This is a genomic window from Saccharothrix sabaoui (assembly GCF_051756985.1).
Lineage (GTDB): Bacteria > Actinomycetota > Actinomycetes > Mycobacteriales > Pseudonocardiaceae > Actinosynnema.
Map to the genome: position 1 here is coordinate 1 of NZ_JBPKJK010000056.1, position 23,244 is coordinate 23,244.

21 protein-coding genes are annotated in these 23,244 nt (G+C 64.2%); 10 read left to right on the forward strand and 11 right to left on the reverse strand.

The features are described 5' to 3' along the window. Nucleotides 1-1,749, reverse strand: a 1,749-nt coding sequence (locus ACR807_RS19070; protein WP_438922688.1) for an ATP-binding protein, incomplete at its 3' end; no start/stop codon positions are given. A 546-nt stretch (nt 1,750-2,295) separates the two neighbouring features. Here ACR807_RS19070 and ACR807_RS19075 point away from each other — a divergent pair. The 4 genes from ACR807_RS19075 to cysC all read left to right on the forward strand — a co-directional run bounded on the left by ACR807_RS19075 (nt 2,296) and on the right by cysC (nt 5,555). Further along, nucleotides 2,296-2,796, forward strand: a complete 501-nt coding sequence (locus ACR807_RS19075) for a hypothetical protein (protein ID WP_438922689.1) — start codon at nt 2,296-2,298, stop codon at nt 2,794-2,796. A gap of 291 nt (nt 2,797-3,087) precedes the next feature. Continuing rightward, nucleotides 3,088-3,597, forward strand: coding sequence for a hypothetical protein (locus ACR807_RS19080; protein WP_438922690.1), 510 nt, complete (start codon nt 3,088-3,090; stop codon nt 3,595-3,597). A gap of 68 nt (nt 3,598-3,665) precedes the next feature. Then, nucleotides 3,666-4,154 (forward strand): hypothetical protein, encoded by a 489-nt coding sequence (locus tag ACR807_RS19085; protein ID WP_438922691.1) that lies wholly within the window; start codon nt 3,666-3,668, stop codon nt 4,152-4,154. A gap of 825 nt (nt 4,155-4,979) precedes the next feature. Then, nucleotides 4,980-5,555, forward strand: a complete 576-nt coding sequence (gene cysC, locus ACR807_RS19090; protein ID WP_438922692.1) for an adenylyl-sulfate kinase — start codon at nt 4,980-4,982, stop codon at nt 5,553-5,555. 35 nt (nt 5,556-5,590) lie between these two features. Here the strand turns inward: cysC and ACR807_RS19095 are convergent, their stop codons facing one another. The 7 genes from ACR807_RS19095 to ACR807_RS19125 form a co-directional block, all read right to left on the reverse strand. Then, complete coding sequence (locus ACR807_RS19095) at nt 5,591-6,319, reverse strand: phytanoyl-CoA dioxygenase family protein (RefSeq protein WP_438922693.1); 729 nt, start codon at nt 6,317-6,319, stop codon at nt 5,591-5,593. After that, on the reverse strand, nt 6,316-6,864 hold the full coding sequence (locus ACR807_RS19100; RefSeq protein WP_438922694.1) for a hypothetical protein: 549 nt from the start codon (nt 6,862-6,864) through the stop codon (nt 6,316-6,318). The genes ACR807_RS19095 and ACR807_RS19100 overlap by 4 nt, the downstream gene beginning before the upstream one ends. Nucleotides 6,865-7,144: 280 nt before the next feature. Then, on the reverse strand, nt 7,145-7,969 hold the full coding sequence (locus tag ACR807_RS19105; RefSeq protein ID WP_438922695.1) for an NAD-dependent epimerase/dehydratase family protein: 825 nt from the start codon (nt 7,967-7,969) through the stop codon (nt 7,145-7,147). Further along, on the reverse strand, nt 7,969-8,841 hold the full coding sequence (locus ACR807_RS19110; protein WP_438922696.1) for an ATP-binding protein: 873 nt from the start codon (nt 8,839-8,841) through the stop codon (nt 7,969-7,971). Before ACR807_RS19110 ends, ACR807_RS19105 begins: the two co-directional genes overlap by 1 nt. A 170-nt stretch (nt 8,842-9,011) precedes the next feature. After that, on the reverse strand, nt 9,012-9,983 hold the full coding sequence (locus tag ACR807_RS19115) for a hypothetical protein (RefSeq protein ID WP_438922697.1): 972 nt from the start codon (nt 9,981-9,983) through the stop codon (nt 9,012-9,014). Next, a complete protein-coding gene (locus tag ACR807_RS19120) occupies nt 9,980-11,134 on the reverse strand; it encodes a DegT/DnrJ/EryC1/StrS family aminotransferase (RefSeq protein ID WP_438922698.1) in 1,155 nt (384 codons plus the stop codon). The genes ACR807_RS19115 and ACR807_RS19120 overlap by 4 nt, the downstream gene beginning before the upstream one ends. Before the next feature lie 14 nt (nt 11,135-11,148). Beyond that, nucleotides 11,149-12,033: a sulfotransferase family protein gene (locus ACR807_RS19125; protein WP_438922699.1), complete on the reverse strand. Its 885-nt coding sequence runs from the start codon at nt 12,031-12,033 to the stop codon at nt 11,149-11,151. A 632-nt stretch (nt 12,034-12,665) separates the two neighbouring features. Here ACR807_RS19125 and ACR807_RS19130 point away from each other — a divergent pair. Continuing rightward, nucleotides 12,666-13,304 (forward strand): hypothetical protein, encoded by a 639-nt coding sequence (locus tag ACR807_RS19130; protein WP_438922700.1) that lies wholly within the window; start codon nt 12,666-12,668, stop codon nt 13,302-13,304. Here ACR807_RS19130 and ACR807_RS19135 read toward each other — a convergent pair. Together ACR807_RS19135 and ACR807_RS19140 are read right to left on the reverse strand one after the other, a co-directional pair. Further along, on the reverse strand, nt 13,231-14,766 hold the full coding sequence (locus tag ACR807_RS19135; protein WP_438922701.1) for a CATRA conflict system CASPASE/TPR repeat-associated protein: 1,536 nt from the start codon (nt 14,764-14,766) through the stop codon (nt 13,231-13,233). The two genes, ACR807_RS19130 and ACR807_RS19135, sit on opposite strands and share 74 nt — an antisense overlap. A 7-nt stretch (nt 14,767-14,773) precedes the next feature. After that, a complete protein-coding gene (locus ACR807_RS19140) occupies nt 14,774-15,100 on the reverse strand; it encodes a hypothetical protein (protein WP_438922702.1) in 327 nt (108 codons plus the stop codon). A gap of 44 nt (nt 15,101-15,144) precedes the next feature. On the opposite strand from ACR807_RS19140, the gene ACR807_RS19145 reads away from it, so the two are divergent. Beyond that, nucleotides 15,145-16,926, forward strand: coding sequence for a CHAT domain-containing protein (locus tag ACR807_RS19145; RefSeq protein WP_438922703.1), 1,782 nt, complete (start codon nt 15,145-15,147; stop codon nt 16,924-16,926). Nucleotides 16,927-17,089: 163 nt separating this feature from the next. On the opposite strand, the gene ACR807_RS19150 is transcribed toward ACR807_RS19145, so the two are convergent. Further along, nucleotides 17,090-17,302: a hypothetical protein gene (locus ACR807_RS19150; RefSeq protein WP_438922704.1), complete on the reverse strand. Its 213-nt coding sequence runs from the start codon at nt 17,300-17,302 to the stop codon at nt 17,090-17,092. 247 nt (nt 17,303-17,549) lie between these two features. Here ACR807_RS19150 and ACR807_RS19155 point away from each other — a divergent pair, with 247 nt between their 5' ends. The 4 genes from ACR807_RS19155 to ACR807_RS19170 all read left to right on the forward strand — a co-directional run bounded on the left by ACR807_RS19155 (nt 17,550) and on the right by ACR807_RS19170 (nt 23,197). Further along, a complete protein-coding gene (locus tag ACR807_RS19155) occupies nt 17,550-18,740 on the forward strand; it encodes a restriction endonuclease (protein ID WP_438922705.1) in 1,191 nt (396 codons plus the stop codon). A gap of 350 nt (nt 18,741-19,090) precedes the next feature. Continuing rightward, complete coding sequence (locus ACR807_RS19160) at nt 19,091-20,533, forward strand: recombinase family protein (protein ID WP_438922706.1); 1,443 nt, start codon at nt 19,091-19,093, stop codon at nt 20,531-20,533. Between the two features lie 458 nt (nt 20,534-20,991). Beyond that, complete coding sequence (locus tag ACR807_RS19165) at nt 20,992-22,563, forward strand: RNA-directed DNA polymerase (protein ID WP_438922707.1); 1,572 nt, start codon at nt 20,992-20,994, stop codon at nt 22,561-22,563. Between the two features lie 7 nt (nt 22,564-22,570). After that, the gene (locus tag ACR807_RS19170) at nt 22,571-23,197 is read left to right on the forward strand and encodes a hypothetical protein (RefSeq protein ID WP_438922708.1); all 627 of its coding nucleotides are present in this window, start codon (nt 22,571-22,573) and stop codon (nt 23,195-23,197) included. Nucleotides 23,198-23,244 lie beyond the last annotated feature (47 nt).

Below are 23,244 nucleotides of genomic sequence, written 5' to 3' on the forward strand. Positions count from 1 at the left end.
GTCGGGCTGACCCAGATACTCGTGGGTCACGGCCAGACTGTGGAACACATACCCCTGCCCGTGCCGGTCTCCGATCCGTCGACGTACCTCCAGCGAACCGGTCAGGTGCGCCAGCGACTCGTCCAGAAGCCCCAAATCCCGGTACACCGAACCCAGCCGGTTCAACGTGATCGCCACACCCCGTTCATCGCCGATGCGCTCACGGACGGCCAGCGACTCACGCAAGTCGTCCAACGCCGCGGAGAAGCGCTTGTGCCTGCGGTGGAGGTAGGCGCGTCCGGCCAGGGCGGCGCCCACTCCCCAGCCGTCGCCGATCCCGCGACTGAGCGCCAACGCTTCCCGGTACCGCGCGGCGGCGTGGTCGTCCTGCCAGAGTTCGTAGTGGATGGTGCCGAGTCCGTAGAGCAGATGGGCTTCCACCGGCCGGTCGCCCGCAGCCCGCGCGCTTTCCCTGCCGATCTCGAACGTGGTCGCCCAGTCGAGCCAGTACTTGCGCAGGTCGAAGAAGCTGCACAGCGCGACTGGCAACCGTGCGGCGATGGCGTGTTCGCCGGAGTCCGCCGCGAGGCGGACGGCTGCCACCAGGTTCACGCGTTCCGCCTCGCACCACCGCATCGCCGCCGCCCGGTCGGCGAACTGCTCGCGGGCCACCCGGTCGTCGGGCAGCGGCAGCCGGCGGTAGAGCGGCAGCAGGACGCGGTCGGCCGCGTCCGCCGCGTACAGGTACCACGCCAGGACGCGGCGGATCGCGCCCGCACATCCAGGGGCGTCCGCGGCAAGTTCCACCGCGTAAACCCGGAGCAGATCGTGCAGGCGGTAGCGGTCGCGGGCGGTGCGTTGGACCAGGTGTGCCGACACCAGTGCTTCGACCAGGCGCCGGGCCCGGCCGGGCGTGGCGTCGAGCAGCGCGGTCACGACGCGCAGCGAAAACTCCGGCGTCGGGTGCAGACCGAGCGCCCGGAACGCCGCCGCGGTCTCGTCGGACAGCGACCGGTAGGACCAGGAGAACACCGCGCGCACCGCCGACGACGGGTCCCCCTCCGCGGATAGCAGGTCGAGGCGGTCCTCCTCGGCAGCCAGTTCGGCGGTCAGGTCGGCGAGCGTGGCGAACGGGTCGGCCGCGATGCGTTCGGCGGCCACGCGCAACGCCAGCGGCAGATACGCGCACTGCTCAGCCAACCGCGCGGCCCCGTCCGGGTCGGCATCGACGCGGTCGGCGCCCGCGGTCGCACGCAACAGGGCCAGGCACTCGGCCGCCGGCAGCACGTCCAGGCCGAGGCGGACGGCGCCGTCGCGGGCCACCAGGCCCGCCAACCGGTTGCGGCTGGTGACCACGACCGTGCCGAACGCGGACAGCAGCGGGCGTACCTGGTCGGCGTCGGCGGCGTTGTCGACCACCACGAGCAGCCGACGGCCGTGGGTGAGCGAGCGGTACAGGGCCGCCTTGTCCTCGTCGGAGACCGGGATCGTCTCCGGGTGGACGTGCAGCGAGCGCAGGAAGCCTGTCAGGGCCTCGCCGGAGGTCACCGGACCGCGTGGCGAACTGCCGTGCAGGTCGACGTAGAGCTGGCCATCGGGGAAGCCCTCAAGGTGGCGGTGCGCCCACCGCACGACCAGCGAGGTCTTGCCGACCCCGGCGGTGCCGGTGACCACCACCACCCCGCCCTGCCGCGCACGCTCGTCCAGCCACGCCAACTGCTCCTCACGACCGGTGAACCCGGCCACGTCGGCGGGCAGTTGTCGCGGCACCGGCCGCGCGGGAACATCGACATGAAGATGCACACCCCCGTGCACGGTGCCCGCCTGCACAGCGGCCCCACCCACGCGACCCGACAACTTGTTCACCGCGCTCGTCTCGCCCATCCAGCGAGTCCACACGGCAAGCCACCCGCCCGCACCGAAGAACTGCGGGCACGCCCAGCACGATATCGCGTCGTTCCGGCGCTGTCAGTCACCAACGGCGCCCGCCTTGCGCCACACCCCGCAGCAATACACCCCGTAAGACTCGGATCTGTTGAGCGCGAAACATCCACGACCCGTCGGCCCGCGGGCGACGGGCAAGACGCGTCCGACACCTCAGCCCAGGCACCGATCAACAGCACCAGCCCCGATTCGAATATCCACACCGACCGGGCGATACCGGCTCGGAAACTACGCGAACGTCCTGACATGCCGCTGATCGAGCATGGCGGCGAACGTCCGCTAGTGCCGAGATTCGGTAGACGCGCGAACGCTTGCTCGCACGGTTTATGGTCCGAGCGACAGTACTGGTCCAGAGTTGCGGAGGTGGTTCCTTTGACTGACATCGCTGCGGACAAGCGGACCGTGATCGACACTGTGGCGGTGGAGCTGTCCGAGCCCGTGGCTGCACTGGCCACTTGGTCGCCCTGGATTCCGTTTGACGTGTTGCCTGCGGCGGCGCCTCGCTCGCCGGGGGTGTACTTGGCCGCCACCACGGCGGGACTGGTCTACGTGGGTATGGCTGGAGACCGCCGGGGCGTGGGCCTGCGTGGCAGGATGGCCGCCTACTGCACCGGCAAGGCGGCGGTGTCCGGTTTGGGCCGAGCGGTACTGGATCGCGCCTTGAACGATGGAGCGTTCCTCAGCAGGCGGCTGGCGGCCTTGACCGCTGGGGAGCGGCTGGACGTGAAAGGCTGGGCGGCCCTGGCCATGTGTGAAGCCGGGTTGTGGCTGTGTTGGGCCACCACGGCCGACCGGGCCACCGCGGTGGAACTGGAGAAGCGCGTGCTCACCGCCCTGCACGAGCAGCAGCTGTGGAACCTCCGCCGCTTCTGAACCCGACGTGGCGTCAAACGCTGAGGGGCGCGATGGAGTGTCGGGATGGGTGGGCAACACCGCCTTGTCACGATGCCCGCATGAATGAGAAGAGCACCGACCCGAACATGTACTTCTGGGCGCTGGCGAAGGCCGCCGAGTCCTGGGCGCCGACTGCGGCGAGGCGTGGCCATGCGGCGTGTTGAACAGGGCCGTGACGGACCTGAGATTGGTGCCGGCGAGTAGCTGATCCGTTCGGCTGGAGTTGCTCGGCGTATGTACCTGGCCGACTGCGCGGTGCACCTCGTAGGCATGTGGACCACCCTGGCCCCCGCTCTGATCGCCGCGACCGCCGCGCTCGGTGGCGTGACCGTCGGCGCCCTGGTCGAACCGCTCAAGCTCGGTGCCGCGCGGCGTGCCCGTGTCCGCGACGACCGGGCGGCACGATGTGCGAAGTTGATCGAGGCGTCGATGACGTGTCGAGCCCGTCTGCTGGCGCTGAACCAGGCCCACCGTCGCGCCGCGTCCGGAGTCGAGGTCGACGCGACGCGCGAGGAGGAGTTGGTCGAGGCCTACCGGCTGGCCCGCAACGAGCTGCGGCAGGCCGTGGCGCTGCTGCGGCTGAGCGGCCCGGACGAGCTGGTGGACGCCGCTATGGGGGTGAGGGAGGCTGAACGCGCGCTCCGCGGTGCCCGGTTCGTCGGCGACGACGGCGAGCGCTTCGACAAAGACAGGCCGCCGAAGGCCGTGCTCGACGTCGCCCACACGCTAGAGGATGTGGTGCACGAGTTCGCGGCGACAGCACGGAAGCTGCCGGCGTAGCGATCTCACCGTGTCGGTCGATCGCCCGGCCGCGCGACTGCGGCGACGCTGTCGGGATGCTGACCCCATTGATCACCGGCCTGTTCGCGCTGGGCGGTGTCGCGCTCGGCGTGATGCTGGAGCCCGTGAAGGCACTGTTCGCGGCGCGTGCCCGGTCCCGGCAGGAGAGAGCGGAGCGATGCGCGCGATTGGTAGAGGCCGCGACCACGGCCCGCTCGACGTTGATCCGGCTGAACACACTGCACCGCCGCCGGACACTCGGGGCCGACGTGGTGGAGATGGCCGAAGAGTTCGAGGTCGAGAACACCTATTACACGGCGCGCAACGAGATCCGGCAGGTCTCCGGCCTGCTCGACCTGTCCGGTCCGGACGAGCTGGCCGCCGGCGCGCGGGCCGTCCGCCAGGCCGACCGCGAGCTGGGGATGGTGCGGTTCATCGCGGAGGACGCATCCACGTTCGAGCGGTATACGTTGCCGCTGACTGTGCGGAAGGCCGCGGACGCGATGGAGGCGGAGGTGCGAGCGTTCGTGGACGTGGCGCGCCAGTACGTCCGCTGACCTCCGGACCTCAGTTCGTTTTCACGGGAGCGGGAAGTCGTGGGCGGTCTCGATCGGCTACGTAGTCGAGCAGGGGCTCGGTCGTGGCGGCTTGCTTGCGGCTGGTGGTGGTGATGATCGGGTCGGTTCGTCGGCTGTTCGGCGGTGGGGTGACCGCACTTGGCAGCTCCGATCCGACATGGGGCCGACAATGAGCGGTGTGTCCTACAACGCGGCCCGCAGTCGCGGGTGGTCGGCGCAGGCGCGTGGGCGTAGGTCGAGTACCACCGCTTCATGCTCTCGGAGATCATCCAAGGAGCGCGCAGCTTCTTGGCCTTCATCGCGTCGGTCATGGTCTGATAGCCCATGAGCGGCCCGTGCCGCGTCGAGCGCAACTGCCAGATGAGGCCCGGCAGGTAGTCGCCCTCGAAGAGGTTCGTGACGTTGTACCGGTCACGCGAGTCGTCAGGGTGGAAGCGCAGCTCGCCGGGCACCGTCACCGTGTTCGAGTAGTCCGACTGCCCGATCCGTTCACGGACGAAGCGGGCCTGGAGGCCGACCGCCTCCCATCTCAGCAAGGACAGGGCGACCGCATCGATGTCGACCTTGATGGCGAGAACTTCCGTCGTTGACATCCGTATCCTTCGGGTAACGAATCAGGCACGGATTCAACCACGGCAGACGGCGACGTCCGTTTGGTCGAGCGCGATGCGACTGGCTGGAGGCGCAACATCTAGAGGACTACTACGCCCGATCGGCTCTAGATCTGCTGACATGCTCACGACACCGTCCATCCCCGCCCGGTCGATCAGTAACCGTGTACACGACTCTGACGATGATTCGTATGTGAGCGATTTGAAGGACCCAAAGGCCGAGACGTCCAACCACGCCGTTCGGCAATCCGGATTGACGGCGTGGCTCACTGGTCTACCAAGTGCTGGAAAATCGACAATTGCGAACGGTGTTGCGAGCCGTCTGCGAGCCGAGGGGCACAGAGTCGAAGTGCTCGACGGCGACAAGATCCGCCGAGACCTCACCGCCGACCTTGGGTTCAGTAGGGTCGACCGCGAAGAGAACGTACGCCGCATCGGTGTTCTGGCGGTGATGCTTGCGCGCAACGGCGTAACGGTTCTGGTATCGGTGATTGCCCCGTATGCGGCTAGTAGAGAAAAGGTTCGACTTCTTCACGCCAGCGAGGGGATAAAGTTTCTCGAGGTGCACATCGCTACGCCCGTCGCGGTGTGCACTGAGCGCGACGTAAAGGGGCTATATGCCCGACAGAGGGCGGGTCAGCTTAGTGGTCTTACCGGCGTAGATGATCCGTACGAGACGCCGTCCCACCCTGATCTTCGAGTCTTCACCGACACTCAGACGGAAGTCGAGTCTGTTGACTCCGTATACCAGCTAATTTCCCATAGGTAGTTGCCAGTTGCGTCGAGCAAGACAGTATGACCAAACTAATCTTTCCCTGAACTGAGCGCCGCCTTTACGTCAGTGGAGTGGGAGTGTCCGCGCAGGACCCGACGAAGCTTTCCTGGCAGGACCCGACCTCCACTATGCAGGCAGTCGGTATCGAAGATGGCTAGGCTTCCTGCCGGACTATTCATTGAGATAGCTACCCGGCCATCGTGGCCGAATTCGATGGGTAGATCGGATTCCGGAATTCCGGCGCCGAGGTGAGCCTCGCGGATCATCTTGCTGTGGCGATGGCTGCCCGGGACGAACTCCGGAGCGCCATATGCCCGGCATGCGGGAGTAAGGCATAAAAATGCTTTGAGGGCATGCTTTCGATCGTAGTGCAGTTCGGTCACAGGCGTGGAGTGGGCGACGTCAAGAGTCAGATAGGCGGCGTGGTTGATAGTGGCAGTTCGACCAAGATAGGATCCGGCGATCCCGCGCAATGTGGTGTCAGTAAGGAAGGTGAAGGTCTCTGGTAGAATAGCCGCGATCTGGTCGGTGACCAGCCGTGCCGCGCGTGACCCTGTGCCTGGACGATAATTGTTCAGCTCGCGCGTGGTGTCGATCTTTGCCGCGAAGACCTGATTATGTTCGTCGATTAACTGCTCAAGCTTGCGCCCGGTCGCCCATCGCTCAACTATTACAACCCCATACTTGCGCAGGGCGGCAACGCAAGTAGCGATATCGACGGATGCAACTGAGGCAATGATTGGAAGACCGACGCTCATGCATATCCCCATGCGTCACCCAACGCTGCCAACTCAGTGCGATACGGCCGCACGGTCGGGTGGTCCCAACGCGGGGAGCAATAAATGTCGTTGGGTAGCGCCGCGAGCGCTGCCTGCTGCCAGTCTCTCTCGTTGGACAGCTTGGTTGTGTTAACCAACTGTGCGAGCGATACCTCGGTCTGGGTCACCAAGTCTTCGAGACGAACTAACAATGTCGGAAACGCCGAAGTGGCAAGGAGATGGGCAGCTTGCCGTAGATGGAGTTCAACGTATTGCACAGCCTCCGCAGGTCGCATGCCGTCCACCACCGACTCGGTGAGGCCGATTACAGTCTCTGCGGGATGGCGAATTGTATATATCAAGGCGTCAGCCGGTCGCAACAGCGAAAGCGCAAGAGGGGCGCAGTGCGGGCCAGTCTTTAGAGCTAAGTGGGTTGCATCATCAAGGCCAGCTGCCTTGAACAGTGTCTGGCGCACAAGAGAACTCCATTGCTGCAGGGGAATTTCTGCGGGAAGCATCAGTTGTCCATACACCGGGATGTACATCGGTTGAGCCTGTACGGATCTTGCTAGGGACATAGCCGCAACCCGGCCACCCTCGCCCATCGCCTCCAGCCGCTCGAAAACATCAGTGAACGCTTGCGCCGCGCGCCGCGGCAACCAAACCTCATTGTCGCTGGGCGCGTGGATGAGTAGCTGGATAAAAGCTGCAACCACTGGCGGTCCGAGCGATTGGCACACAATGGCGGACCGGTGGCGCCCCAGGACATCAAGCACCGTGTCCGCGCCACAGCGACCTGGTCCGGAGGCTACAAGTATGAGCCTGTCATGGTCCGACACGGCCTGCCTCCAGGGCTGCAACATGCGCTTCGACCGCGTCCCGGACGGTGATCTCCAGAGGTATCGGATGCACCCCATGCCGCGTACACAGGTCTCGCCATGCGGCCGGGCTTGCTGGACTGGGGCTATGGTTGGCTGGCATCGCGGCACGAACAAGCTGCGTTCGCTGGCGTGTTACGGCGTACACAGTGTCAGCCACTAGCTCGGCGAGACCGAAGAGATCCACGGGACCGGCTGTTGCGTGAAGTGTCATGCGGCGCCGGTCAGGCGCAACGGAGACGGCTGCCAGTACGGCCGCCGCCTCTCGAACGTCGAGCAGGTCGACTGGTCGGGTGTGCTGAGGGACAGTGATCGTCCTATCGCGGATCGCATGAGCGGTCATGCGTGACAAGAACGATCGTCCGAGGCCGCCAGGTGACGGGCCCGCCAATACCGTGAGTCGCAGCACGCACGTTGGTCCAGGATGGGCGGCCACCAGCTGCTCCGCAGCCTGCTTGCTGCGGCTGTATTGGTCTGGAACCGCCGAGTCGACAGCGCGGGAAGAGGCCAAGACGATCACAGTATTCGACCGCACGGCCCGTAGTAGCGTGGCGGTGGTGGTGACGTTGTCGGCCCAGATCCGCTGGGCGCCGTGCCCGCGAAGCCTGCCAGCGCAATGCAGAACCGCTTGGCAATTCAGGGCGCCTGGGCGGAGACGTTCTAGGCGCTCGGCGACGATAGCGTGTACGTAGTTGCGCTCCGCCAATGCCTTGGTGACTGCGCTGCCGAGATAGCCCTTGGAACCGGTGACGGCGATAGTCGACGTGATCACTAAGTAAGTACCTCCGGCCCAGGGCGGTCGGCGTTGACGACAACGCCTGACACCGTGTTGATGAGTAGGCCTACAGTCGGCGATTCCAACACTGACTGGGAATAACCGAGAATCAACGCCTCGTACAATAGGTCTAACTCATTGAATCCGAGTCGGGCCCGTAGTCCGGTAAGTCCGGTAGGTCGCGCGTTGATCTCGAACACGCGGATGGTTCCGTCATTGCAGCATCTCCCTTGTAGGTTCCAGACACCCCATGCGCCTAGCGAACCCAAGGTATGATGAAACTGTTGAAGAAGAACGTCAATCTGCGTGTCGGCTACAGTTTCCACAAGGCGGGGAACGCCCGCTGCCAGCGTATTGCGACTACAGAAGTGGCCGATCTTTTGTCCTCGTCTATCCAAGAGGAGTTGCAGGGAATACTCGCCATCTTGCCCCCCAGGGAATTGGCCGTCCCAGCTACGTTGGTCCCGCGAGCCCACCTGAAGGAACTCCTGAGCAATGTCCACGTCCGGACGAAAACAGGCACGCAATCCGCTTTCGTTTCGCGCTAGTCGGACACCGCGCGATGAGTTTCCATGTCGAGGCTTGATTATCAGTGGCCAGCCGAATCGGCTAGCCAACTTCGCAGCACCTTCAATGTCGTCCGAAGTTCCAGCAAACGGCAGTCCTATGGCACCAAACATACGCACAGTAGCTGCTTTGTCATAGGCGGCCGAGATCACGCTTCCCGGTCCGCTGGTCAGCGTCGCCCCACGTTCAGACAACGCCAGGGCGATTTCCAATAGCGCGACGGCGTCCTCGTCTCTGCCAGGTACCAGCAGGCATTGGCCAACCGTTTCCACCAGCTCCAGAACTCGCGTCTGGAAGGCCACGCGGTGTGCGGTCGGAGGGCATGCTAAGGCGGTAACACCCATCGGTATATCTGCGGGGACCGAACTCATCCCCGTGATCCGGTAGGCGTTCCGACTGAGTGCGGCCGCTTGCAGCACTGCGGCGCCCACCCCGCTCGTCGCGCTCGTCAATACGATCGTCCTCGCATCGTTCATGATGCGGCCACCAGGCTCGTGTAGCGGCGATCACCGTAGTAAGCGCGGGCTGCACGCCGGTAGAACGCAGAAACAGGCTTCTTCAAAGGCCATGCAGAATCGGGGAACCACAACTCCAGTGTCCGGCCTAGATCGAGATAGGAGGCGCTCGGCCGGTCTCGGAATAGTCGGGCGATGAGCCATTGTGCGCAAGTGCCTAGTTCAAACAGATAGAGCAGTGGTCGGGCACTTTTAATCGACTTTAGCTCCGCAAGTAGTTCGTGGCGGATCCGGAAAGTCTGCAGAGCTGGCAGCACAGGGTCGCTGAACAGGTTGCCGTCAGGACGCCGCGAGGGCCAATCAGGCGCTGGGATAAATGAGAAGTGGCCGTCATCTAATCGCCATCGCGACGCGAGATCCCGAGTCTTCTCTGGGCCAACCACAATGACGTGGCAGCTGCGCGCGATATCCGGGAGTTCCAGTATTGAAAGCGATATCACTCCCTGCGTGAGCATCTGTGCAAAATGGAACTCGCGGGTCGCCAGGCCGTACGCCCCGATAAGGTCTGCATAGGAATACTGCCATTGCCAGTAGGCAAGCAGTCGAGGGTCAACTCTCGTTCGAAGTCTGAAAGCTGGTTTGTAGAGCTTCTTTGTGAGGTAGTCCAGATCCAGACTGATTGTCTCCAGCCAGCGGGGATCTCGAGGGGGATTGACCACATCGTCGAGGAGTTCGTTGAGGTAGCGCATGTACTCCCGGCGTTCGCCCTTGATTGAGGGCTCGAACTCTCGAACCTGCTTAAAGATCATCTGGTCGCAACGGCGCCAACTGTCGGCCCGCCAACCGCCGGTTGTAAGCAGGCTCAGATGATCCCAAACTCCATGGGTGCGCTTCGCCATAGCCACGCCGGCACCAGCGGCAACTCTCTCTAACAGCATCGCACAGGGCGGATTTTGCACCCATACCTCACCGCGGCTGCGCTCGGTCATGCCATGACCTCCTCGATGACGTCGCTTATGCGCCGCAAAGTCGCAAGGGGGATGTCACCCCAAAGCGGGAGGCACAACACGTCTTCCGCGGCCGCATCAGCAACAGCGGTTTCATCGCGCCGCAGTACATCGGCGAGTTGATAGCAGTGGTTGAAATAGCGTCGACTGTCGATTCGGGCAACCTGAAGTCGGCGATGCACTTCATCAGCCCTTGCCTGTACACCTGTTCGTAGTCGGACGACTGCGTATGCATTATTGGGCTGCACATCTGCGGCTGCACTCAAAACTCGTACGCCAGGAATATCCGCAAGCATTTCGATATAGGCGTTCATAGCAACTGCACGATTAGCGATCTCAGTATCCAACGCGTCCAGCACCAACAAGCCCACCGCCGCCTCGAGTTCGTTCAGCTTGGCGTTCGTACCTAGCGCGAGCGCCTCTCGACCGCCACCAAGGCCAAAGTTTCGCAATCGCCGCACCGCGTTGGCTACCGATTCGTGAGGGGTCGTAACCGCGCCGCCCTCTACAGTGTGCATCACCTTGGTGGCATGAAAGCTGACGACGGACACGTCGCCGAATGCAGTAACAGGCTGGTTATGGACACGGACGCCAGCTGCGGGAGCCGCGTCATATACCAGCGCAAGACTGTGCCGGTCGGCGACTTTCTGCAGAGCCAGGACGTCAGCAGGTTGCCCGAAAGTGTGTACAGCGAGTATGGCAACTGTCCGCGGTGTGATGGCGGCCTCCACTGCGTCGGGAGCGATGGTCAAGTAGTCCGGCTCCACATCTACGAGAACGGGTACCAGAGAGTTCCACATCAATGCTTGCAGAGTCGCTGGGAAGGTGAAGGCAGGAACGATCACCTCGCCGTCGAGATCGAGCGACCGGCAGGCCAATTGCAAAGCAAGCGTGCCATTTGCTGTGGCCACGACGTTGCGCCAGCCGAGGCGGTCTTGTAGAGCCGCCTCTAACCTCTGCTGAAGCGGGCCATTGTTGGTGATCCGACCGCAAGCCCAGATCTCAGTTAACAGCGGTAGAAGTTTGTCCAGAGGAGGCAAGTAGGGCCTTACAAGTGGAACATACGCCCGCTCCCTCTCGTCCGCCTCGGTTTCCCATTTGGCCTGCAAGAACGCTGAGATCTCACTGCTCATCGCCTGCCCCGGTTTCAGCTTTCGTACCCAAATGCATCGAGTTCGTCGCCTAGCCGTGCCTTCAGAACCGCCAACTCCGATATCGCGAACCGTGAACGGCGGTCCACACTTGGCCGCAGTTGGCTGCGCGCGTGACGCAGAAGCTCGTCATCCTTGCGCAGACGGAGGTGATCTAACATCAGCGAGAAGGTCCGATCGGGGTCGATAACCAGGTCTTCCTGTCTCACCAGCAGGCAGCGCTCCTCTTGTACGTCCATGAGCCGCCACCGCTTAAAATACGCGGCGGTATATGCGACAGCCTCGGCCGGGTCAGGCGGACCCCAGTCTCGTTGCGTGTGCGATAGCGCCACGGCCAACGGAGCCCGGACCATCACCACAATGCGAGCTCCAGGCAATAGACGGCACAATCGGCGAAGATAGAGAGCGTTGCTGGGAGTCTTCTCGCACAGGACTGGCCTAGTTGGGTCAAGAGCAGCAGCGCTAAACGCTTCGACGATGAAAGCCCCGAGTGCTTCGGTCAGCGACCCCTCATCCTGAGGCGCTGGCATAGGCAGACGTTGCCGGCCGGGCAGGCGTAGGTAACGCACGCCGAGTTGGTCGGCGAGCCTGTCGATTGCTCCCCTCAGCTCGGGAGTGTCCCCGAGCATGTTGTGCACGTGGGCCGTAAAGGCGGCGAGTCCGCTCATCGCTGCACTCGGGGTATATGCGACATTAATTGCCAGCGTCGGCCAAAGTTCGCAAATTGCCTCGAGCATCCGCGTCTCGCCGCCGGCGACGGCACTGACATCTGGGTGGCCACACAGCAATCGTTTAACCACGCTCGTACCAGTACGACCGTGCACGCCTCCAATGAAGATAATTCGTCGTGGCGCTTCGGCGAGAGACTTCTCCGGTTCCAAGTCCCGCTCCTCTCGGCCAGATCGCATTGCGTTTAGATCACCGGTGTACACTCGAATGTAGGCACGCCCAGCGACGTTGAAACTAAGGAATTCTCGATTCGTTTCACCGTTGGCAGACAGTCCGAAAAAGACACGTTTAGAGGAGACATGCCTCGAATAGTGTCTGACGCTTGTCCTTAATTCGCCAATCGCAACGCTTCGGTCCCACAGCGCCTCCCGCTGGCTCCGTCACTTCAAGAGGTGGTGACGATAGGCCGGCAACGTCACGGATTTGTTCTCTGTTACTCCAATCGAGCGAAAATTCACTCCAGTGCAGTAGCGCCGCTGCGGATGAAGTGGGCTTCATCATCCACTCAACCGTGAAGTAGGGACGGCGCGTGCAACGCCAGAGATCAGGTCAGGCCGTCCCCGATATCCTCTTCACGGGAAGCGTCGCCTCACGGCGTTGTCAAGCAAGAACTTCGAGCTGCTCGAGGTGGCCGACCAGATCGCGGCCTTGTGGCTGTCGATAACCTCATCCGTGCAGGTAGCGGGGCTGCAGAGACGGTGCGCGGAAGCGGTCCTGATTCCGCGCTGTTGTCGATCAGCACGGCATGATGGCCGGTGATGCTGCTCCGACTGGCTTAGCTGGCGTGACCAATGCGTTCGCGCTACTGCGGCTGCTGCCCGCGAGCGATCGGGACAAGGATGCGGAGATCCTGGTGCTGCGCCATCAGATCACGGTCTTGGAACGCCAACTGGGCAAGACCCGACCGCGGTTCTCCCCAGGCGACCGGGCGTTCCTCGCGGCGCTGTTGCACCGACTCCCGACGGAGGCGCTCCGTCGGTTCAGGCTGCGGATACGTCCGGAGACGGTGCTGCGCTGGCACCGGGATTTCTCGCACACCGCCACGCGGCCTAAGTCCCGCCCCAAGCGTCCCGTCCGACCACGGACCGTACGGTCGATCCGGCTCCTGGTGCTGCGCCTGGCAAGTGAGAATCCCAACCGCCGCATCCACGGCGAACTGCTCGTACTCGGCATCAAGGTGGCCGCGTCCACCGTCTGGCAGATCCTCAAGGACGCCGGAGTCGATCCGGCGGCCGAGCGCACCTTCGCCACCTGGTCGGCATTCCTCCGCTCGCAGGCTGGCGCTGTGCCGGCGTGCGACTTCGTTGAGACCTCCACCTTGAGCGGTGCCCGCCTGTACGTGCTCGCGGTCATCGAACACGCCAGCCGCCGGATTCACGTCCTGGGCGCCACCGCACACCCGACCACATCCGGCGCCGGCTGATCAGCCACGTGGGTGTCAGGACGAGGAGTGCTCCGAGGGCGACCGCGCAACCGGTGACGACCGGGGGAGCGAGGCGCTCCGCCGCTGCCATCCAGACGATGCTGCTGACGAGCCAGCCGAGCGCTGCGCCGAAGCACGTTGCGGCGACGAGGTCGAGCCACCGGTATGCCTCTGTCCGTGGAACGAGACCGCTCCACCGGGCTACGAGCACCGGGAGCCCGAACGCGGCCGCGGCGAGCGCACCGATCACGGGGCCTTTGAGGGCCGGGTTCAGCGACGTCGTGTACTGGAAGGACTGGATGGCGGCGAGTGCCATCAGCAGGGCGCCCAGGAATGACGTTTGCAGCAGGGTGATCCGGTCGCGCCGTCGGGTCGTCACGGCGCTGGTGACGTTGGCCGCCGTGGCGTTGACGGTGGTCGCTCGTTGGATCAGGGCATCGAGGTAGGTGGCTTCGCGGTCGAGCTGGTCGACGAACCACGCCAAGTCGGTGTCGTCACGGGCGAACATGCCGCCGGGGATCGGGCTGGGGGCGGGCCGGTTGCGGCGGGCGTTCACGTGCAGCGCCCGGGTGGTCGTCGCCATCTCCCGGATCTTTGTCTGGCGCCACAGCAGTTTCGTGGTGGCGAGCTGGACCTGCTGGACGAGGTCGTCCGTGGCGAGCACCGTGGCCGGGGCAGCGGACGGGCTGCCGACACTGGCCAGTTGAGAGGCGAGGCCTGTGACGGCGGTGTCGGTGTCGGCCACGAGGTCGGGCAGTGGTGTCTGTGCTTCGTGGACACGGCGTTGGTGACCGGCTCGGTAGATGTTGAGGCAATACCGGACAAGCGGTACCAGGCCCTGGTGGCCGTCGGCCGTCCAGATCCATTCGTCGACGGTGTCCTCAGCGTGTTCCGGTGCGGCGATGACGAGGGTGCGGTGGCGATCAGCGGTCTCGAACGAGGGGCGAAGCTCCCACAGCAACGCCCCCGCGGGGCCTGGGTCGGCCAGCGGCAGGTCCGCGTGCACGCCCAGCTTGCGCGCCAGCCGGTTACCCACCGTGGCGAGGTCGTCCAGGGCTGAGCTGTCAGGAGACAGGCCGAGCAGCACCGTGACGCGCCCGATTCCGTTGCGCTCGGCGTCGGGCCGGGCAACGGCGTGCCACTGCTCGATCAGGTCGGCCCAGGCTCGTTCACCGTCGTCGTCCGCGGAGATGGCTGCCACCAGACCCGCGGTGCCGTGCTCAGCGAAGACGAACATCGATCGGATACGGCCGGCAGTAGCCCGAGCCGCGGAGGCGACGATCCGGAAGGGACCGCTTCCCGTGGGCACCGCAGGCAGCTGCTCCGGCGCGTCCACGCTCAACAGCGGCGCGGTCATCGAGCCGGCCTCCCGGCACGCTCGCCACACCTGATCGAGCTGCTGCCAGCCCTGTTCGGCCATGACCCGACCACCGTCGAGGGACGCGAAGGCGTAGAGCAGCAACGCGGGTCTACTGATCATCGGCGGGCAAACCGGCGAGCCGTGCGTCTGTCGCCAGCTCCACCTCGTGCACCAGGTGCACGACCTCGTCCGGCGGTCCGTCGACCGGCAGGGCGCCGGGCTCGGCCCGCACCCGCACACCGACCAGATCGTCGAAGACACCCATGGCCCTCAGCACCTCGCGGGCCGTCCCCCGGCGGAGGGCGTCGCGGAGGGTGACCAGAGTGGTGGCGACTTCGGCCCATTCCTCGACGGTCAACCGGCTCCGCCTGACGCGGGTGCGCAGCTCGCGCAGGTCGTCGGCGTTCTCACCGTGTAACAGGGCGTCCGTCGTCACGATGGACCACCGTACCTGCCGGCGCGTGGAGACGAGGGCACACCATGGGGTTGTTCGGCCAGCGCAAGAGCCTAGACGACCGCTATCTCGAGATCAGGGATCTGGCCCGGCACGCGCACGCCAATCCCGGCGGCCCCAACCGCTGGCCCCGAGTGCAGGAGCTGGCCTGGCAACTGATCAAGGACTGCGCACCGCGGATCGTCGACGACTTCCGGGCAGCCGTGGTCGCCCTGGCGACCGCGAAGATCCTGCTGGTCCCAGATCTGGGCGCCCGCAACTGGCACCGGGTGGTGGCCACCGGCTGGGTGATGGCCTCCGCGATCTCCAAGCTGGACCTCGACAACGAGATCCAGCCACGCCCGGGCCTGCTCGAGGCGTTCGCGCGGGACCTGTTCCGCAACGCCGAGATGATCGCCTACGCCGCTCACCACGCCAGCCTGCCTGCGGCCGCGGGCGCGATCGCCGAGCAGCTCACCTCGATCCGGTTGGACGACCGGATGCTCCTCCGGTCGGCGACCGCCCTGGCCACCGGGCAACCGGCCTCGGCACAGGGGCAGGTGCAGGAGACGCTGCGCGAGCAAATCTCCGCCGCCCGGCGCACGCTGACGTTCGGCGGTGAACCCGGCGAGCTGGATGCGTTCTACTCCCAGCAGATCCTGGCTGACTTCCAGCGCATCGACCACAACCGGACCGGCGGTGCCCGAGTCGCACTGGCCGCCGGTACGGGCATCACACTGGAGGCGATGCGGGCCACCGGCCGCTCGCTGGTCTACCTGGGCGGTGGCGTACACGACGGGGTCGCAATCCGGTTCGACGCCGCAGCACTCAACGACCCGCAGACCCGCCTCGCCACCAGCATCACACTGCCCGACGCGGACATCAAGACGATCGAGCGCAAGGTCAGCGAACTGCACGCCGTGGCCACGGACCGGCGCGAACGGCGGATCACCGGCCTCGTGCTGTCCCAGCACATCGAGCAGTTGCTGGAATGGCTGGGCCGGACGGTGTGGCAGCCGCTGTTGGACCGCTGGCCCGACCTGCGGGAGCAGCCCTTCGTGGTCGTGCCGCTGGGCGAGGCCGCCCAGCTCCCGCTCTACACGGCACTGATCGACGACCGGCCAGTGTGCGCGACGCTCGACCTCACGATCGCGCCATCCGCGCGGTCTCTGGTGCTCGCCGCCGAACACCCCGTCGCATCCGGAACCATCCTCGTGGCAGCCGACCCCTCCTCCGGCGACGACGAACTGCCCTACGTCGTGGACGAGGCCAAGGCGGTCGCGGACGTCCACGGCGTGCCGCCCACGATCATCGGAACCGTTGCCGGCCCTGGGAACGAAGAACGGCTGCGGTCGGCAACCCGGCAGGCCTTCGACACCGGCGCCCGGGCATCGCAGGACCTGGTGGACCGGATCCGCACGAGCGCGATCGTGCACCTCGCGTGCCACGGCATGATCAGCCCGGCCAAGCCGCTGGAATCCGCGCTCCTGCTCGGCGGCACCCTACCCGTCGGCACCATGCTCGCCGAAGACCTTCAGCCCGGGTCCCTGATCGTGTTGTCCGCGTGCGATCTCGCCGGAATCGGCACCCAGAGCCCGGGGGAACAACTGGGATTCCCCGCGGTACTGCTCGCCTGCGGCGCCCGGTCGGTCGTCGCCGCACTGTGGCCGGTGCCCGACACACCGAGGACTGTGCGGCTGATGACCCGTTTCCATGAAGGTCTGGCCACGATGACGGGGACCAAGGCTCTCGGCTCGGCGATCGAGCGAGCACGTGACCACGGCGCTCCAGCGACCCTGTGGGCTCCGTTCACCTACTTCGGTGCGTGAGTCCCACACGGGCTGGCACCTCCCTGACCCCGGTCTGGGACTGGCTGGCGGCGTGCTCGACAACGTTGCCTGCAACTGCCACCCGGCCGAGCCGGGCCCACTGGCCGAGGTGCTGCCCTTTCATCCGCGCGCCCGCGGCTGACACCACTCCGCCGCCCGGCAGCTACGCCCGGCTGCCGCCGTGGCGTAGCCAGCGGTGCAGCGCCGCGCGCTCTTCGTCTTGGAACCGCGCGTAGCCCGGCTGCACGCGCCGCCACACGCAGTGCAGCCCCTGGCCGTCGAGATTCCCGGCCAGCAGCCCGAGGCCGGGCAGCATCGTCCATCCCGCCGCGTCGGGCGGCACAATCCACATTCCGGCCAGCAGTGCGGCGTCCACGAGGAACACGCCCGGCGCGGGGCTGTCCCACAGGTACTCAGGCCGCTGTATCGCCGCGAGGACCACCTATTGGGCGAGCTGGCCGGGCTTGCGGACTCGGGCGGCGGACTCGGGCGTCGCGGTGGGCTCGCTTCCAGCTCGTCTGCGCGCCTCGGGACTGGTGGTCGTGTGCGGAGCCGCGGGAGTGGACCTGCGCGGCGGCATGTCGTAGCCCTCCGATGATCGGCTGGCCTGCGAGAATCGTGGGATGGATCTTTCCGCCGCGCTGGAGGTCTACGACCGGGTGGCGCTCAACCTGGACAAGCTGGATCGTGTATGGCAGCGGATGCGGGATCTTGTGCCCGAGGGGCCGTTCCTCGCCGGCGGTAGTGACGACGAGGTCCTGTACGGCGAGTTGGCGCAGTCGTGGAAGGACATCGCGGCGAGCCTGCCGGCCATCGACGGTTGGCGCCTGGAGGTTGAAGTCGTCGACTACGGGGCGATCGGGCAGGCACGTGTGGACTACCTGGAGATCGACGAGCCCCTGGGCTTGCACGCTTTCGAGGCGCAGGTGGCCGCGCCGGGCACCGAGGCGGCCCGGTACCGGCAGCGACTCGCCCGCGCCCGCCAACGCCTGGTGCGCAAGCGTGCCGCCGACCTCGTGCGGGAGGTCGACGGCCTGCTCGAGCCGGTGCCCACGGACCCGGAGACCTTGCTGACGGAGGTCGAGACGGCTCCGGTTGTCGACACCCTGCGGGTGGTGGTCGCAGAGATCGAGCGCCTGCTGGGCGAGGCGCTGACAGGAGGTCCTCGTCAGCATGACCTGCACCGTCATCTGCGTTTCGGCGAGCCGCACGACCTGCGCGACATCGCGGTGTTCGACTGGCCGGCGTTTCGGCCGCACGTCGAATTGGCCCTCTACGGTGACGAGGCACCGGTGCCGGTGGAGGTCGACGACCTTGCGGTGTTGGCCGGTGCCACGGCCTCGTCGGTGCCGTCCGTGGTGCACTGGGAGCGGGTCGACGCCGACGGGTTCGAGCGGCTGCTTGCCCGCCTGCTGGAGCATGCCGGCACGTACACCAACATCAACCGGCCCATGAACGTCAACGCAGCGGACGCCGGCCGTGACATCGAGGCGTTTCGGCGCGTGTCCGACGGCCTGGCGGCCGAGCGTCTGGAACGGGTCATCGTCCAGGCCAAGCACTGGCCCGGGCGCGGGATCAACTCCTCCGATATCGCCGACCTGGTGCACGCGAAGCTGCCGCTCTGGGAGGGTGAGCCCATCCGGGGACTGATCGTCGCCACCACGGGTTCTTTCACCCAGGACGCGGTCCGTTGGGTCGAGCAGCACAACCGGGAAGCCCGGCGGCCGGACATCACGATCTGGTCCTCGGCCGAGTTGGAGGCGCTGTTGCGCAAGTGGCCGGCGATCCTGGCGGAGTTCGGCCTGCTCGGCTGACGGAGCGCTGTCCGCGGCCTCGACCAGCCGAGGCCGTCGGGGATGGCGGCGACGAAGTCCTCGGTGACGGCGCTCTGCGTGACGTAGCCGCCCAGGGGGATTCGACGCCCTGTAGCCGCTTGTGGCGCGGGCGTCGCGTCCACTGTGGCTGCCCCGACGTGGGGAGCGAGGTCGCCAACGCTGCCGGGTGGCCTCGTGACCGCTTCTGTCGGACTCTGCGAGCCGCCAGGATCCCATCACGTTGTGGGGTCGTGCCCGATCGAAGATCCGCCCACCTATAGTTGATCATGAAGTGATCGTCGGCCGCGTCGGTTCTGCTCGCGGTCGTGTGTGACGGGGTTGAGGGTGGCGTGGTCGTCGAGGCGGGTGTCGTGCGGTCGGGTCGTGATGTGCTCATCGAGTGGATGGGGCTGCCTGATCAGGCGCGTTCGGAGCGGCAGTCGGTATGCGCGGCGGGCGGGGTGCGGTTCGCGTTCTACGGTCGCACCTCCACCTCCGAGCACCAGGACCCGGTGACGTCGGCGGCGTGGCAGCGTGAGTCGGCCGAGGAGTTGACGGCTGGCCACGGCACGATCGTGGCGCACTACTTCGACGTCGGGAAGTCGCGCAGTGTGCCGTGGCGGGACCGCCCGGAGGCCGCGGCGCTGCTGCGGGCGTTGCGCGACCCGGACCGGGGGTTCGACGCGATCGTGGTGGGGGAGTACGAGCGTGCGTTCGCCGGTGAGGAACTGGCGCGGCTGCTGCCGTTGTTCCGGCGTTACGGAGTCCGGGTGTGGCTGCCCGAGGCCGCAGGCCCGGTCGATCCGGACACCCCGGAGCACAAGGCGCTGATGACGATCCTCGCCGCAAGGTCGTTGCACGAGATCCGGCGGGCCAAGTACCGGGCGCGGGCGGCGATGACGGTCCAGACTCGCGACCAGGGCCGCTACCTCGGCGGCCGGGCGCCCTACGGCTACCGGTTCGTCGACGCCGGACCCCACCCGATTCCTTCCCACGCCCAAGCGGGTCGTCGGCTGCGGCGGTTGGAGCCGGATCCGGTGGCCGCGCCGCACGTGCGGTGGATGTTCGCCCAACGCCTCGGCGGGGTCAGCCTGGAGTCGATCGTGGCGGCGCTCAACGACAAGAAGGTGCCCTGCCCGGCCGAGCACGACGCCGACCGCAACCGGCACCGTATCCGCGGGCTCTGGACGGTGCAGACCGTGGCGACGATCCTGAACAACCCCCGCTACACCGGCTGGCAGGTCTGGGGCCGCCAGACCGCCGAACGCGACAACACCACCCCGACCGAACGGCGCCGCGGGCGACCAGGGCGCCGTACCGCCGCCAAGAAGAACTGGGTGCTCTCGAACGCTCCCGCGCACGCCGCGCTGGTCGGCGAGCACGCCTTCGTCTCAGTCCAGCGCCTGCGCACAGCCCGTCCCACCCAGGACGGCACCACCCGCACCTACCGGCTCGCCGGAGACCTCCGCTGCCGCCCCTGCGGACGCCGCATGGACTCCCACTGGGCCCACGGCCGTCCCGGCTACCGCTGCCGCCACCAAGGCGACCACCCCGAACAGCGTAGGGGAGAAGCGGCCAAGACGCTCTACGTCCGCGAGGACGAGCTGCTGACCAGGCTCGCCGAACTCCTGCATCCCGACGAGGATCGCCCGGCCCGATCACCGCACGAGCTGGTCGCCGAGCTTCGCGCACATGGTCAGGTGATCGTCTACGACATCGACCAACTGACCCTGGCCGCTCGACACCCAGCCCCCGAGGCCGTAGAAACGACAAACCCCACGGAAACGCTTTGATAGTCTTCAAAGCGTTTCCGTGGGGTAATTCTGTGTCCGAGAGCGACTTGCGCACTATCCACACGTTTCCAGTTGCGCGAAACTGACCGACTTTATCTCGGAATTGATGGCCCGCGCCATTGAGGTATCATTTGGAATGGTGTTTATGTATTGATGTCATCTATAAAAAACTGGATCGAACTCGGAGTGCTCCGCTTAGGCGCGGAGCGCATCGTGACACAGAAGCAGTTCTTATGGGAGGGCATTGGGTCGATAGTTTGCAGATGGAAGATCAGAATTTCTGACCTAGACAACCCTGGGCGACTGCTGATGGTGCGCGCGACTCCAGATGCGCATAAGATGGCACCTGTCGAAGGGTAGTGCCGAACCTCGTGGAGATGATATACCGTACGGACTAACGAGAGGTGTGAATCTGGAAATGCACCTAGCAATGAGCCGCTGGGTTGACCAAATGGGTGATGAAAGAGGTTGACATGAAAGCTATACCGGAAAAAATCGTTAGTCGGCTAAAACTGAGTGAAGCAATACAGGAGGAAGCTGCAACTGAGCGCAATATGCTGCCTCGTGAAGTGAACTGGATTAATATTACGAAGAATTCCGGGCGGCTAGTAAAATCGATCACTTCGCAGCTAAGGGGCGGCTTCAAACCGGCACCCCAAGAGATTACCTCGGTTCGTAAATTGCACGGTACGAGGCCCGTGGCGGTTTGGGGGGTAGTTGAACGTATCGTCTACCGGGCGTTGACGAAGCTGGCAGTAGGTGATGGATTCGTCTTCGATCGATCAGGAAATGCGTATTTGAAATTTGTGAACGGGCCAATTTCATATGCCGCGACAAAGCGGCGGCCCGCTACCGAAGATTCCGTGCTGAATCTGTTCTTTCTGAATGACTCCGAAATCGAGTATGTTGTATCTGCCGATATTGCCGCCTTCTATCAGTATGTCGATCACAATATTCTTGCACGTGAACTGAGGGTGCGAGGAGGGGACTTCGATGCGATCGAACATTTGATTGAACTGCTACAAGAGGTCCAAGGTAGAACGTTCGGGATTCCGCAACTCCTTGATCCATCTGACTTTCTGTCGGAAGTTTATATCGAACGTGTTGAGCGGGATCTGATACGTCACGGTCTGCCGGTTTGGCGGTATAACGATGACTTCCGGATAGCGTGCCGGTCCTACGGCGAAGCTCTGCAATCGATTGAGAAGTTGGATGCTTCGGCGAGGGCTGTTGGCTTGGTGACAAGCGAATACAAAACTTTGACTCATGGCTTTGTGAAATACGTCTTTGACAATGTTGGCCTGGTCGAACATGAACGCCAAGGTGCGGTAGACTTGGACGAGATTGAAACGGCCGTCAGTGAATATATTGAAGATTTTTCCGAAAATCCGGAGAGTGCTCGACTGATTGTTCAGCGTACCGCGACCGGACAAGAGGGGGAAGGCATAAAGCTGCGTAGTATCGATTCAGCCGGTATGCGCACACTTCGTCGCGCTATCGGGAGCCTTGCTGTGGCAGGAGACTCCACAGTGGTGAAAGATGTTGGCAAGATACTCCCCTACATTCCGGCGATAACGCCTACTGTATGCCGTTATCTCACAGCGGCCTACAAAGATGCTCCTGAGGAAGTTGCCAAGGTGGTCGATTCCGCTACGGACCTTTCAATGAATGAGTGGCAGCGGCAATGGTTCCTGCAACTGATGCAAGACCTGGATCTACTTAAGGGTTCACATGCCGACCTGCCTCGTAGGATCACTTGGGTTAGCCGCCTTCGATTTGAATCGTCATCCTCTACTACAGTTGCCTACGCAACACGAACGCTGGCAGGCGCAGGACGCTTGGCAGCGAGCGATGTAGTCGACGGATTTGAATCGGCTCCAGATGTGCTGAAGCCCTGGTACATAGAATCACTGATGAGTTGCTGTCAAGTAGAAGGCGAAGAGGGTGAGGGGGCAAAGAAGCGCCTAGCTGCTTTTAAAGCGTCCTCGCCTCTGTACGCATCTATTGCTGGTCGGACGGCAGATGTCTAGGTATAATTTGGAGCTGGCCGAAGAAGCTTTGGCCCTTCTTGCTGAGAACCGCGCTGTCTATCGGTCGACAGAGCAAGACGACGTCATTGTTGGTCGAATCCAGGTCGCGGGATCACTCGGTGCGTTCGATCATGATCAAACGAAGCTTGCATCGACATACCTTAGATACGTAGGCGTGGTTGAGTCATACCTAGACTCACTTGGTGGGCAAATCTGGCGAGAAACTATCAAAAGTCATAGTTCGGTTATCAGGCAACTGGTCACCGACATGGAACTTCGCGCGACTAGTACTTGGGATGAAAGAAAAAGTAGTTTGTCTCGGTATCATTCTATCGATATTCAGTCCTTTGGTCGTTGGTCTGAATTCGACGCTGCGATAGATGTGCGCAACGCCATTGCGCATGGTCTTGGTTCTCTTACCATGCGACAGCGGAACTCAAAAGACCGTGACAAGATTCGTGCTATTGGAGTCTCGGTGGTCGGCGACAGAATTGATCTTGATTGGAATGCGCTAGATCGGTGCTATCTGCTCTGCCGTGAGCTGATTTTGTACGTCGACGCGGCACGGCCAGTCGAACTGCGACATACCGGCTGGTCGCCGATAACGTCCGATGGTGCTGATTCCTCTCAGTGACCGCGTATGTCTTGGTAGGTCAGAGATAGGTCATTCATCTCGGCGGG

What these genes read in the sequence shown, in the direction of transcription:
- ACR807_RS19120 (WP_438922698.1), bottom strand. Translation starts at nt 11,134, where the DNA reads ATGAGCAGTGAGATCTCAGCGTTCTTGCAGGCCAAATGGGAAACCGAG.
- ACR807_RS19115 (WP_438922697.1), bottom strand. Translation starts at nt 9,983, where the DNA reads ATGACCGAGCGCAGCCGCGGTGAGGTATGGGTGCAAAATCCGCCCTGT.
- ACR807_RS19165 (WP_438922707.1), top strand. Translation starts at nt 20,992, where the DNA reads ATGAAAGAGGTTGACATGAAAGCTATACCGGAAAAAATCGTTAGTCGG.
- ACR807_RS19145 (WP_438922703.1), top strand. Translation starts at nt 15,145, where the DNA reads ATGGGGTTGTTCGGCCAGCGCAAGAGCCTAGACGACCGCTATCTCGAG.
- ACR807_RS19155 (WP_438922705.1), top strand. Translation starts at nt 17,550, where the DNA reads ATGGATCTTTCCGCCGCGCTGGAGGTCTACGACCGGGTGGCGCTCAAC.
- ACR807_RS19100 (WP_438922694.1), bottom strand. Translation starts at nt 6,864, where the DNA reads ATGTACATCCCGGTGTATGGACAACTGATGCTTCCCGCAGAAATTCCC.
- ACR807_RS19095 (WP_438922693.1), bottom strand. Translation starts at nt 6,319, where the DNA reads ATGAGCGTCGGTCTTCCAATCATTGCCTCAGTTGCATCCGTCGATATC.
- ACR807_RS19080 (WP_438922690.1), top strand. Translation starts at nt 3,088, where the DNA reads ATGTGGACCACCCTGGCCCCCGCTCTGATCGCCGCGACCGCCGCGCTC.